The sequence below is a fragment of the Arthrobacter rhombi genome (assembly GCF_900163545.1).
GTDB classification, from domain to species: Bacteria; Actinomycetota; Actinomycetes; order Actinomycetales; family Micrococcaceae; genus Arthrobacter_H; species Arthrobacter_H rhombi_A.
Genome location: NZ_FUHW01000038.1, coordinates 341,760 through 354,401, shown reverse-complemented (window position 1 = coordinate 354,401; position 12,642 = coordinate 341,760). Strand labels below are relative to the sequence as shown.

The 12,642-nt window shown below is 65.9% G+C and carries 10 protein-coding genes; 1 reads left to right on the top strand and 9 read right to left on the bottom strand.

Annotated features, from left to right (window positions below; translation table 11 throughout):
- The first annotated feature begins 43 nt into the window (after positions 1-43).
- A complete protein-coding gene (locus tag FM101_RS12050; RefSeq protein ID WP_086999911.1) occupies positions 44-472 on the top strand; it encodes a Rieske (2Fe-2S) protein in 429 nt (142 codons plus the stop codon).
- 18 nt (positions 473-490) lie between these two features.
- Here FM101_RS12050 and FM101_RS12045 read toward each other — a convergent pair whose 3' ends face one another.
- The 9 genes from FM101_RS12045 to FM101_RS12005 all read right to left on the bottom strand — a co-directional run bounded on the left by FM101_RS12045 (position 491) and on the right by FM101_RS12005 (position 12,575).
- On the bottom strand, positions 491-1,228 hold the full coding sequence (locus tag FM101_RS12045) for a hypothetical protein (RefSeq protein WP_086999909.1): 738 nt from the start codon (positions 1,226-1,228) through the stop codon (positions 491-493).
- Between the two features lie 11 nt (positions 1,229-1,239).
- Complete coding sequence (locus FM101_RS12040; protein ID WP_087000068.1) at positions 1,240-2,214, bottom strand: aldo/keto reductase; 975 nt, start codon at positions 2,212-2,214, stop codon at positions 1,240-1,242.
- A 95-nt stretch (positions 2,215-2,309) separates the two neighbouring features.
- Complete coding sequence (locus FM101_RS12035) at positions 2,310-2,882, bottom strand: hypothetical protein (RefSeq protein WP_086999907.1); 573 nt, start codon at positions 2,880-2,882, stop codon at positions 2,310-2,312.
- Positions 2,883-2,958: 76 nt separating this feature from the next.
- Positions 2,959-3,546: a DUF402 domain-containing protein gene (locus FM101_RS12030; protein WP_086999905.1), complete on the bottom strand. Its 588-nt coding sequence runs from the start codon at positions 3,544-3,546 to the stop codon at positions 2,959-2,961.
- Positions 3,543-5,510, bottom strand: a complete 1,968-nt coding sequence (gene dxs, locus FM101_RS12025; protein ID WP_087000066.1) for a 1-deoxy-D-xylulose-5-phosphate synthase — start codon at positions 5,508-5,510, stop codon at positions 3,543-3,545. Before dxs ends, FM101_RS12030 begins: the two co-directional genes overlap by 4 nt.
- A 29-nt stretch (positions 5,511-5,539) precedes the next feature.
- The gene (locus tag FM101_RS12020; RefSeq protein ID WP_086999903.1) at positions 5,540-6,244 is read right to left on the bottom strand and encodes a GNAT family N-acetyltransferase; all 705 of its coding nucleotides are present in this window, start codon (positions 6,242-6,244) and stop codon (positions 5,540-5,542) included.
- Between the two features lie 104 nt (positions 6,245-6,348).
- The gene (gene acnA / locus FM101_RS12015) at positions 6,349-9,054 is read right to left on the bottom strand and encodes an aconitate hydratase AcnA (protein ID WP_086999901.1); all 2,706 of its coding nucleotides are present in this window, start codon (positions 9,052-9,054) and stop codon (positions 6,349-6,351) included.
- Between the two features lie 114 nt (positions 9,055-9,168).
- Entirely contained in the window at positions 9,169-10,545 is a 1,377-nt protein-coding gene (locus tag FM101_RS12010) for a class I SAM-dependent RNA methyltransferase (RefSeq protein WP_086999899.1), read from the bottom strand.
- Positions 10,542-12,575: an APC family permease gene (locus FM101_RS12005; protein WP_086999897.1), complete on the bottom strand. Its 2,034-nt coding sequence runs from the start codon at positions 12,573-12,575 to the stop codon at positions 10,542-10,544. Before FM101_RS12005 ends, FM101_RS12010 begins: the two co-directional genes overlap by 4 nt.
- Between the last annotated feature and the right edge of the window lie 67 nt (positions 12,576-12,642).

Sequence of the window (12,642 nt, the reverse complement as noted above, 5' to 3'; positions counted from 1 at the left end):
CCGGGGGTTTCCTGCCGATTCGCCCAGGTGCCACAATGGATTCATGGAACAGTTCACAGCGCAGACCACCGGACGTCGGACCGTTCTGGGAGGTTCATTGGTTCTGGGGACCGGCGCCGCCTTGGCGGCCTGCGGCGGCGGCTCCTCCGTTGAGGAAGTCCCCGAACCCAGCGGCGAAGCCACGAAAGCGACGACCACCGACGAGTTGGCCGTCGGCGAGAGCGCCTCGGTGGCCGTCAGCGGTGACACGTACTTGCTCTGGCGCAAGGACGAGACCACGGTTCTGGCCTATACGGCGGTTTGTACCCATCAGGGGTGCACGGTGGGCGTGACGAAAAAGGACTTCAAGTGCCCCTGCCATGGCTCGGAATTCTCCCATGATGACGGATCGGCAGTGGTCGGCCCCGCCTCTAAACCGCTGGCCCGTTTTGCCGCGGAGATCAAGGGCAAGGACGTCCTGATCTACCTCTAGTCCACCCCGGTCCCGTGGTCAGGGGCGGGTACCGTGGAGCAGGAAGCGGGCGGTGGATTCTTGTAGCCCGGCGATGGACTCCCAGGCCGCGGATCCGGCCTCATCCGCGACCCGAAGCGAATACGCTCCTCCCCATTCGCTGGCCAGAATCGCCCCGTCGACCAACCAATGGCTGGCCGCGCGTTGGTCATCGTCGAAACGGTCATACCGCAGCGTCGGTCCGCCGGTAAGAGGTGCCGATACGTATTCAGGTGGCTGCTGGTCCGCGACGGCCACCATCTTCGTTTGCTGCACCTGCCCGTCATCGTCGTGGATGCTCCGCCATGACGCCTCCAACAGGCCGCGTCCGATGAGGTTCTGCAAGACGAGGAACTCCCCGTACCCCGGGACCGTGCCCGCCGGGGCTTGCCGGCTCACTCCCGTGGGCAGTTCACGCCCGTCGAGGGCGGTCAGAGATTCTGCTGTGACCACCGGCAGGCTGCCGGTGTGGGTCCAGTTGGCCGGATTATGCAACAGGACCGGTTCATCCATCCCACTGGAATGGAACCAGCTCAGATCCCAGTCGGGGCCGGGCACGAAGCGGATCCGTGACTCGGCCAGATAGTCCCCCGATTCGTCCTCGATGGCGATGCGGGTCAACAGCACCGAATCTTGCCAGACGCGATGCAGGGCACCGACGCGTTGGCCGCCCACCCAGAACGTTTCCCAGCGCTCGAAGTCCGGCAGTGTGTTCAGTTCCTCTGCTGATTCGCTCATGAGGTCCCCTCCTAGAAGAGAGCGACTTTCGGCTCACGAGGGAAAATACGGTCCAGTTCGATCAGGTCGTCGGCGGTGGGCTTCCAGGCTGCTGCTGCGGCATTCTGGCGGACTTGTTCCACCCGGGTGGCTCCGGCAATGACGCTGGAAACCGGTGCCTGGGCTGCCAGCCAGGAGAAGGCCACCTGCACCGGTGTCAGGTGCCGGGCCGCAGCAAAATCGGCGAGTTCGGCCAGCTGGTCGAAATCGGCCCTCTCCAACAGGTTTTGCCGCGAGTGGCTCAGCCGGCTGCCCGTGGGCGCCTGTCCGGTCGTGTACTTGCCGGTCAGTAGACCGTTGGCCAACGGGAAGTAGGGCAACACACCCAACCCGTAGGCGTTTGAGGCCGGGAGGACCTCGAGTTCGGCCCGACGGTCCAATAAGTTGTAGTGGTTCTGGCTGGAAATGAATCGGGTGTAGCCGCCGGCGCGGGCGGTGAATTCGGCTTCGGCGATCTGCCAACCGGCCCGGTTGGAGTGACCGATGTAGCGGACTTTTCCGGAGGCCACGAGGTCATCGAGGGCGGCCAACGTCTCATCGATCGGGGTCAGGTCGTCGGGGGTGTGGAACTGGTAGAGGTCGATGTAATCGGTCCCCAGCCGGCCCAGCGAGGCCTCCACCGACTGCATGATGTACTTGCGGGAACCGCGGGCACCGAAATCCCGTCCGTTGGCTCCCCCGGCGTCCATGCCGAACTTCGTGGCCACCACCACGTCTTCCCGCCGTCTGCCCAGGGCCTTGCCCAGGCGGGTCTCCGAGAGTCCGGGTTCACGCCCGTACGTGTCGGCGGTGTCGAACAGGGTGATCCCGGCGTCCAACGCCGCGTGAACGATCGCGTTGGTCCCCTCCTGTGATTCCGTGGCGGTACCGCTGCGGCCCAGATTATTACACCCCAAGCCCACGACGGAGACGCTCAGCCCCGAGCGGCCCAGACGGCGGTATTCCATATCTGGAGGTGTTTCGGCGGTCGCGGTACGGGTCGAATTGCCGGAGGAGCTCACGGGGTACGTCCTTTCAAAAGACGGGTCGGGACTGGGCCGGATCAGGCCACGGAGAACGGAATCTTGGGCGGCATCGGATACTTCTGTTTGGCCGCCTCCGGGGCGTCGTGGGGTGCCACACCGATGGAAAGTTTGGTGAAGTCGAGTTTGGCCTGCCGAATGCACGTGGTGATCGCGGTGACCGCCTTGCCTGGCTCCGGGGAGAGGATGCGGATATTGAGTTTACGAGGGGCAAAGTCGCTCGACTCCACCGTGCCCAGACCGCGCCAGGCCAGATGGCCGCGCAGCGCTTCCATCGCCTTATCGCGCAAGTATTCGTCGCGCTGGGTTCCTTCGGTGGTCTTCAACGCATATTGGGCAATCACCCACGACTGGTCGGCCCCGGTCAGTTGAGCAAACCCGTCCGTGGCGCACTGGTCGGCGAAGGCCTCCATCAGACCCGCCCCCCGTTCGGCATCGACGTCGACGGCTTCCTTGGTGGTGGACAAATTTCCGACGGTGCCGTGGTTGACCACGAACTGGCCGGCTTCCTCGCCCTCGCCCTGCTCGAACCAGGCCTCACGGAATTGCAGGACCCCGTCGTCGTCGCGGCGGTAGGTGCGCTGGATCGGCATGCGATTCTCCTCGGTTCGGGCCTGTGCTCATGCTGTGGTTCGGCGCCCCCGCTTCGGTGGCGGCGCGTCGACGCATCTAGCCTACTGCCTGTGCCAGCAGCCGGCGTCCGCGCTCGAACCAGGCGTCGGCGCACACCCCGAACGGTTCCTTCAGGGTCTTCACGCCCACCAGCAACTCCTGGGCGGCGGCACGCATCCGCTCTGCCAGTTCTTCGGGGTAGCCCATGGACAGGGCATGCTCCTCGAATTCGTCCTCGTCGTCGAGGTAGATGCCCCGGCGCGTGGAACGGACCACGTCCAAGTCCATATCAATGGAGTTGAATTCCCACCCGACGGGCTTCAGCGCTTGCCAGCCCAGATTCCGGGAGACATCGATATAGAGCCGGAAGTGACCGGGATGGGAGTCGTCGTAAAACGTGGCGACCCAATCGGCTGCGTGGGGAAACAGGCAAATGGCATCCGACTCCGCGGCGAAGGCAGCGCCGGGTCGGGCCACCAGCGAACCTGCCGGTTGGATGACCCAGTGCCCGTGTTCGTCGGCCCCCAGGTACCTGCCGGGGACGACCCAATGCGGCCAGCCATCATGTTTCCACGCCCGGGCGATCACCACGTCACCTACGGAAATGTCACCGGGGGCTGCAGCCAACGATTCTAGCCGCCTCATAGGCGGGGTATCTGGCCGGTGGGGGCATCCTGGCCGGGTAGCGGCCGGGCGAAGGGGACCTTGGTTCCCAGCACCTGGGCCAGGGTGTCCTGGGTGATCTGGTTGGCGGTCAGGCCAACCCGCTCCAGGATCTGGTTCCGAGAACCGTGTTTGAGGAACTGCGTCGGCAGGCCCACTTCGTTCAGTGCCGTATCGACCCCTGCGGCACGCATTTCCTGGCGGATCCGCGAGCCGACGGCGCCGGCCTTCACGCCGTCCTCGATGCAGACCACGATCCGGTGGCGCGCCGCCAAGGAGATGATGGATCGGGCGACCGGAAGGACCCAACGCGGATCCACCACCGTGGAACTCACCCCCTGGGCCTCGAGCCGTTCTGCGACTTCCAGGCTCAATCCGGCCATGGAACCGACGGCGACGACGAGGACATCCCGCTCTCCTTCGCCGTGCCGCGCCAGCACGTCCACGCCGTCGTCGAGACGTTCAATGGCTTCCAGTTCCTGACCGACACTGCCCTTGGAGAAGCGCAGGACGGTCGGGGCATCGTTGATGGCTACGGCTTCGCGCAATTCCTCGCGCAGCCGGGTGGCGTCCCGGGGCGCCGCCAAGGAGAGTCCGGGAACCGATTGCAGCAGTGCCATATCCCACATGCCATGGTGGCTGGGCCCGTCGGGGCCGGTGACTCCTGCCCGGTCCAGCACGACGGTCACTCCGGCGCGGTGCAGGGCAACGTCCATGAGCAGCTGGTCGAAGGCCCGGTTCAGGAACGTCGCGTATAGCGCCACGACGGGGTGCAGTCCACCGAAGGCCATGCCGGCGGCGCTGGTCAACGCATGCTGTTCGGCGATACCGACGTCGATGACCCGTTCGGGGTGGCGGGCGGCCATCGTGGACAGCCCGACCGGGATGAGCATGGCTCCGGTGACGGCGACGATGTCTCGGCGTTCGTCGGCGATCTCGGCAATCTCTTCGCCGAAGACCGAGGTCCAGGACTGGGCTCCGGGCCGGGAGACGGGTTCGCCGGTTTCGGGGTCGATGACCCCCACCGAATGCATCTGGTCGTTCGGGTCGGCCAGGGCGGGACCGTAGCCACGCCCCTTCTCGGTGAGCGTATGCACGATCACCGGGCCCTCGTACTGCCGAGCCTGCTGCAGGGCCTCTTCCACGGCCTCCTGGTTGTGTCCGTCGATCGGGCCGATGTACTTCATGCCCAGATCCTCGAACAGCCCCTGCGGGGCCCACCAGTCCTTCATGCCCTTCTTGGTGGCGTGCAGCGACTTATAGGCAAAACGGCTCACGGCGCCGCCTTGCTGGAGTCGGTCCTTCCACCAGTTCAGGGTGTCTTCGTAGACGGGGTGGGTCCTGACCTTATCCAGGGTGCGTTGGCGCAGGGCGCCCAACTGGTCGGCCAGACCGCCGACGGTGGGGGCGTAGGACCGGCCATTATCGTTGACCACGATCACGACCCGGCGATCCTTATCGGCGGCGATGTTGTTCACGGCCTCCCAGGCCATGCCGCCGGTCAGGGCTCCGTCCCCGACGACGGCGACGACGTAGCGGTCCCCTTCCCCGGAAAGCTTCCGGGCCCGGGAGATGCCCTCGGCCCAGGATAGCGAACTGGAGGCATGCGAGGACTCGACGATGTCGTGGACCGATTCGGAGCGTTCGGGGTAGCCGGCGAGCCCGTCCTGTTGGCGCAGCGTGGAGAAGTCCTGCCGCCCGGTCAGCAGCTTATGAACGTAGGACTGGTGTCCTGTATCGAAAACGATGGAATCACGCGGGGAATCGAAGACCCGGTGGATCCCCAACGTGAGCTCCACGACCCCCAGATTCGGGCCCAGATGTCCTCCGGTACGGGAGACGTTGGCAATCAGGAAGGCCCGGATCTCCTCCGCCAATTGCTGAAGCTGTTGCGCACCCAGACCACGCAAATCGCGCGGCTCATGGATGGTCTCGAGCAATCCCATGCCGGTTCGTCCTTTCGCAGCCGGAAACATCATTCCATCGTACTGCGCACGGCGACGGGTTCTCGACCCGGCACCGCTTGCGCGGACTCAGGCAAACCGAGGAAAGTGGCGGCGGCGTCATGCCCGGTGACCTGCAGCGACCAGTCGGGCCGCCGCAGCAGCTCGGAGGTCAGCCGCACTCGTTGTACCTCCTGGGCGGAGTCGCCCCACATCCGCCGGGTCACCCCGTTGTCCTCATAGCCCACCGCGCGGGAGACCCCCAACGAGGAGAGGTTCCAGCTGGCGGCGTCGGATTCGGCCACCTGGGCACCGAGGTGGTCGAAGGCATAGAGCACGACGGCGGTGCGCATCTCCGTACCGATGCCCCGTCCTTGGGCCGAACGAGTCAACCAGGAGCCGGTGGTGACCAGTCGCATCCGGGCGAAATCCTGCCCCAGCAGATCCTGCATCCCCACCAGTTCGCCTTCATGCCAGACCCCGAAGGACAGCGTCCAGTCCCCGGGCTGCGTCTGGGCGCGGGTCCGCCACACATGGCGGGCCATGTTCGCCGGCAGCTCGGCATCGGGGACGTCGGTCCAGGGATGGGAGAAGGGGCTGCGCCCGGGCTCGTGGATGCCGCTGAGCCCGGCAGCTTGGAAGGCCGGCAGGTCCTCGTCGGTGACCGCCCGCAGCTCCAGGCGCGGAGTGGACAGGTGCAGGCCGAAGAGCGGCCACGAGTCGGTCAGTGCGTCCATCTCCAAATCCTATAACCCCCGCCGCGCCAGCCGGGCCCGGGCACGCAAAAGGGCGGGCCACCCGGTATCCCGGATGGCCCGCCCCGTCTGCGGTGGATCTGCCGTTAGCTGCCGGAGATCTGACGCAGCACGTACTGCAGGATGCCGCCGTTGCGGTAGTAGTCGGCCTCACCGGGGGTATCGATGCGCAGCACGGCATCGAAGGACTGGGTGGAGCCGTCTTGCGCGGTGGCGGTGACCTTCAGCGTGGAGGGGGTGGTCCCCTCGTTGAGTTCGGTCACCCCGGCGATCGAGAAGGACTCGGTGCCGTCCAGCCCCAGGGTCGAGGTGGACTCGCCCTCGGGGAACTGAAGCGGCAGCACGCCCATCCCGATGAGGTTCGAGCGGTGGATCCGCTCGTAGCTCTCGGCCAGGACGGCCTTGACGCCCAACAGTGCGGTGCCCTTGGCGGCCCAGTCACGTGAGGAGCCTGAACCGTATTCCTTGCCGGCCAGCACGACCAGCGGGGTCCCTTCGGCTTCGTAGTTCGTCGCCGCGTCGAAGACCGTGTTCTGTGGTCCGCCGTCCTGGGTGAAGTCGCGGGTGAAGCCACCCTCGATGTTGTCCAGGAGCTGGTTGCGGATGCGGATGTTCGCGAACGTACCGCGGATCATGACCTCGTGGTTGCCACGACGGGAGCCGTAGGAGTTGAAGTCCTTACGATCCACGCCATTGGCCAGCAGGTACTGTCCCGCCGGGGAATCGGACTTGAACGAGCCGGCCGGGGAGATGTGGTCGGTGGTGACCGAATCGCCCAGCTTCAGCAGCACGCGGGCACCGTCGATGTCGGAGACCGGCTCCGGCTGTGCCTTCATGCCATCGAAGTATGGGGGCTTGCGCACGTAGGTGGAATCCTCGGCCCACTCGAAGGTGTTGCCAGCCGGGGTATCCAGCGCCTTCCAGCGGTCGTCTCCGTCGAAGACACCCTCGTAGCCCTTGGCGAACATGTCCTTGTCGATGGAGGCGTCCATGACCTGCTGGACCTCGACGGGGTTCGGCCAGATGTCCTTGAGGAAGACGTCGGTTCCGGCATCGTCCTGGCCCAGGGGTTCGGCCTCGAAGTCGAAGTCCATGGTCCCGGCCAGGGCGTAGGCGATGACCAGCGGCGGGGAGGCCAGGTAGTTCATCTTCACGTCCGGGTTGATCCGGCCCTCGAAGTTGCGGTTACCCGACAGGACCGAGGTGACGGAGAGGTCGTTGGCCTGGATGGCCTCGGAGATCTCCGCTTCCAATGGGCCTGAGTTGCCGATGCAGGTCGTGCAGCCGTAGCCGACGATGTAGAAGCCGAGCTTCTCCAGGTACGGGCTCAGGCCGGACTTCTCGTAGTAGTCGGTGACGACCTTGGAGCCGGGGGCGACGGAGGTCTTGACCCACGGCTTCGAGGCCAGGCCCTTGTCCACGGCGTTGCGGGCCAGCAGGGCTGCTGCGAGCATCACCGAGGGGTTGGACGTGTTGGTGCACGAGGTGATGGAGGCGATGGAGACGATGCCGTGGTCCAGCGAGAATTCGCGGCCATCGGCGGTCTTCACGTCCACGGACTTCGAGGGACGGCCCACGTTGCGATCGTCGGCGTCACCGGCGGCGTAGTTGTGGATGTCCTTGCGGAACTGCTCCTTCGCGCTGGTCAGCTCGATGCGATCCTGAGGACGCTTCGGGCCGGCGATGGAGGGAACCACGGTGGACAGGTCCAGCTCGAGGTACTCGGAGAAACGCAGTTCCTTCGACGGGTCGTGCCAGAGGCCCTGTTCCTTGGTGTACGCCTCCACGAGGGCGACGTTCTCTTCGGAGCGGCCGGTCAGGCGCAGGTAGTCCAGGGTCACATCGTCGATGGGGAACATGGCTGCGGTGGAGCCGAACTCCGGGGACATGTTGCCGATCGTGGCGCGGTTGGCCAGCGGCACCTGGGCGACGCCTTCGCCGTAGAACTCGACGAATTTGCCGACCACGCCGTGCTGGCGCAGCTGTTCGGTGATCGTGAGAACGACGTCGGTCGCGGTGGCACCTGCGGGGATGGAGCCGGCGAGCTTGAAGCCCACCACCCGCGGGATCAGCATGGAGACGGGCTGGCCGAGCATGGCCGCCTCGGCCTCGATGCCGCCGACGCCCCAGCCCAGCACACCCAGGCCATTGACCATGGTGGTGTGCGAGTCGGTGCCGACACAGGAGTCGGGGTAGGCGCGCAGCTTGCCATCGACTTCGCGGGTCATGACCGTGCGGGCCAGGTACTCGATATTGACCTGGTGCACGATGCCGGTGCCCGGGGGGACGACCTTGAAGTCATCGAACGCCGTCTGGCCCCAACGCAGGAACTGGTACCGCTCGCCATTGCGCTGGTACTCGATCTCCATATTGCGTTCGATGGCGTCCTTATTACCGAACACGTCGATCTGGACGGAGTGGTCGATCACCATTTCCGCGGGAGCCAGCGGGTTCACCCGGGTCGGGTCACCGCCCAGGTCCTCGACGGCTTCACGCATGGTGGCCAGGTCGACAACACACGGCACGCCGGTGAAGTCCTGCATCAGCACGCGGGCCGGAGTGAACTGGATCTCCGTGCTCGGCTGGGCGTTCTGATCCCATTGGGCCAGCGCACGAACGTGGTCGGCAGTGATGTTCTTGCCGTCCTCGGTCCGAAGCAGGTTCTCCAGAAGGATCTTAAGGCTGTACGGAAGGCTGTCGCTGCCCTCGACCGCGTTCAGCCGGAAAATTTCATATTCGTTGCCTTGGACGTCCAATACGCCCTTGGCACCAAAGCTGTCCACATTACTCACTGGGACTCCTCTCGCCAGACTTTCATCTTTGTTGCACGCACGGGCATCCCGCCAGTAAGGCGAACCTAACCGGCCGGGAGGCACGTTGGGATTGCGGCAGAGCTCGGGCCCAGTCTATCTGGTGGCGGCCGGGACCAGCGCCGCCACGCACTCCACGTGGTGGGTCTGCGGGTAGAGATCCAGGGCCCGTACCGATTCGGTGACGTAGCCCTTCGCGGCAAAGTCGCGAAGATCCCGAGAGAACGACGCCGGATCGCAGGAAACGTAGGCGATCCTCCCCGGTCTGGCGGTGCTCACCGCGGCCACACCGGCCCGTCCGACGCCGGTGCGTGGCGGATCCAGCACCACACCGTCCAGGCCCCGGGGCAACCGGGCCGCCTCGCTGCGCAGGATCTTTTCGACCCGGCCCTGGCGGATCAGGACCTGATCTAGCCCCTGGATGTTGCGGCGGGCATCTTTGCTGGTTCCCGGGGCCCCCTCGATGGACAGGACGATCCCCTCGGCCCCGACGGCCCAGGCCAACGGCACGGTGAAGAGTCCGGCGCCAGCATAGAGGTCGGCGAAGACCTGACCCGGTTGCGGGTCCAGGATCGCTTGGACGGCGTCGTTCAGAGCCTCGGGTGCGCTGCGGTGGATCTGCCAGAATCCCTCCCCGGTGACCCGGTAGGTCTCCCCCGCAGCCTGTTCGGCCACCCAGGTCCTGCCACGCAGCCGGTGCAGGGTTCCCGCCCCGTCGGCTGCCGAACCGCCGTGCTGGGTGATCAACGCGGCGTTGGTGCCTTCCGGCAAGGCCTTGGCCAGGCGGGTCGCGGCTCCCGGTTTGGCGCCGGGGCGTTCGACGAGCAGCACCAGCGGGCTTCCCCCACCGGAAGGTGCCGCGACTTCGATCCGTTCGAGTCCGTGCAACGGCAAATCCGCCAGTGAAAGGTCATTGATCGCCTCGACGGCCAGCGGCAGCCGGCGGATGGGAACGAGCCGATCGGAATGGTGGGCGTTCATCGCCAAGCGTCCCGCCGTATCGACGCTAAATGCCGCCCGGGTCCTCCATCCCAGCCCGTCGGCGCGTTCCCCCGGCGCCTCCTCGACGCCGGTGAAACCCACGGCTGCCGCGTCCAGGCCGGCCAGGCGTTCAAGTTGTTCGCGGACAATCGCGGATTTCAGTTCCCGCTGGTAGCCGAGCTCCGCATGCCCGAATTCGGCGCCGCCGACCGGCAGCTCCCCCGCCGCATGCCGAGCCAGGGCATCGGCTTCGGGCCAGAAATGCGGCACCCGGTGTTCGGAGCCCTGCAGGATCTCCACGGCGTCGGCCCGCCAGAAACGGGCTCCCTCGCCGGCATCGGTCAGCCGAGCCTGCACCCGTTCGCCGGGCAGGGCATGGCGGACGAAGACGACCCTGCCCTGGTGTCTGGCGACAAAATGGCCGCCATGGGCCGGGGCGCCGATCTCGACGTCGATCAGATCGCCCGTCGCTGGTTCTTCCCGCTGGCTCAACTGGTGCTCCCGCCGTCGTGCGCTCGTGTGTCCTCGTCGGTCCCGGTGATCCCGCGTTCGTGTTCGAAGAGGGCTCTGCCATGGGTTTCTTCGGATAACTGCCAGGGGACACTGGCCACCACGACCCCGGGGACGAAATGCAGCCGGGTCTTGATGCGAAGCGCCGTCTGGTTGTGCACCAGTTGTTCCCACCAGCGCCCCACGACGTATTCGGGGATGTAGACGACCACCAGGTCACGGGGTGAATTGGATTTGATGCCCTTGATGTAGTCGATGATCGGTGCCGCCGTCTCCCGGTAGGGCGAGGCCAGGACGGTGATGGGCACCGGGATCTGCAGCCGTTCCCATTCGGCGACGGTCCGTGCCGTGGCTTCCTGGTCGATGTCCACGATGATGGCATCAAGTTTGGAGGGGCGGCCGGCCCGGGCGAAGGCCACGGCCCGCAACACCGGTTTGCGCAGCGTCGAGACGAGGATCAGGGCATGGACCCGGGCCGGGAGGGCCTTGGTGGTTCCCTGCTCATCGACCGCCAGTTCACGGTCGACCGCGGCGTAGTGCGCATGGATCGAGGACATGATCATGAACATCGCCATGATGGCCACCACGGCCAGCCAGGCACCGAAAATGAATTTGGTGACCAGCACGATGACCAGCACGGCGGCGGTCAGCACGAATCCGACGAGGTTCAGCAGGCGAGAACGCATGATTCGGTGACGCACGCGTTGGTTGGCGGTGCTCGCCAGCTGCCGGGTCCAGTGCTTGACCATGCCGAGCTGACTGAGCGTGAAGGAGACAAAAACGCCGACGACGTAGAGCTGGATCAGGGTGGCTACATGGGCACCGAAGACCAGAACGAGCACCAGGGCCCCGACACCCAAGGCGATAATGCCGTTGCTGAAGCCCAGCCGGTCTCCCCGGGTCCGGAGTTGCCGCGGCAGGAAGCCGTCGGTGGCCAGATGCGAGGCGAGGTTGGGGAAGGAGCTGAATGCCGAATGTCCTGCCATACCCAAGACGGCGACGGTGACCGCCAGGATGACGTAGAAACCGATGCTCCCCCCACCAAAGACCGCGTGGGCCAGTTGGCTGAGCACCGGGTTCTGGATGTAGCCCCCCGGGATGGGTCCGCCGTCGGCGCTCAGATTCTGTTGCGGACTTTCAACCATATGCACTCGGGCCGCCCGGGCCAGGAACATGGTTCCCAGGGTCAGGACGGTGGCAATCAGGCCCAGGAGCAACAGAATCGATGCCGCATTCCGGGCCCGGGGCCGGGCGAGGTTCTGGACGTTGCTGATGGGCGCTTCGATGCCCGTCAGCGCTGCCGAGCCGGTGGAGAAGGCGCGCAGAACCAGTACGGCGCCCAGCATCCCGGTCAGGGCCGGGTCGTAGCCCTCCTGCGGCACGATATCGAACCCCGCACTGGGCGCCGAACCCAGCCGGCCCAGGGCAGCGCTGATCGATCCGACGAGGATCATCACCAGCATGGCTCCGATGAACAGATAGGTGGGCAGCGCATTGCCCAGTCGCGAACGGCCCAGGCCCCGCAGGTTCAGCACGGCGAGGAGCACGACGCCGGCGCCGGCCAGTAACGCCTGGTGCCCGTTCAAGGACGGGAAGGCCGCGACCACATAGTGGGCCGCCGCTGACATGGAGACGGCAACGGTCAACACGAAATCAACCAGGAGGGCCGAGGCCACCGTGGTGCCGGCGCGGGCCCCGAGGTTGACGCTGGCGATCTCGTAGTCACCACGCCCCGAGGGGTAGGCCTTCACCGATTGCCGGTAGGAAGCGATGATCACCATCATCACCGCCATGATGGCGATGCCGATCAGCGGCGAGAAGTAGATCGCCGAGAGCCCGGCGATGGCCAGCGTCATGAGCACTTCATCGGGAGCGTAGGCCACGGAAGATAGCGCGTTGGAGGACAGCAGCGGAAGCGCGAGCCGGCGGCGCAGTGGCGCCTGTTTCAGCCGTTCGGTGCGGAATGGTCTGCCAACCAGGATCCGTTTTAGCGCGTCAAGAAACGTCAGCACCAGTCAAAGTTAGCCCGTGGACGGCATATCTGTCATACACGCCGCACCGCCACCGGGCGCGCGGGCG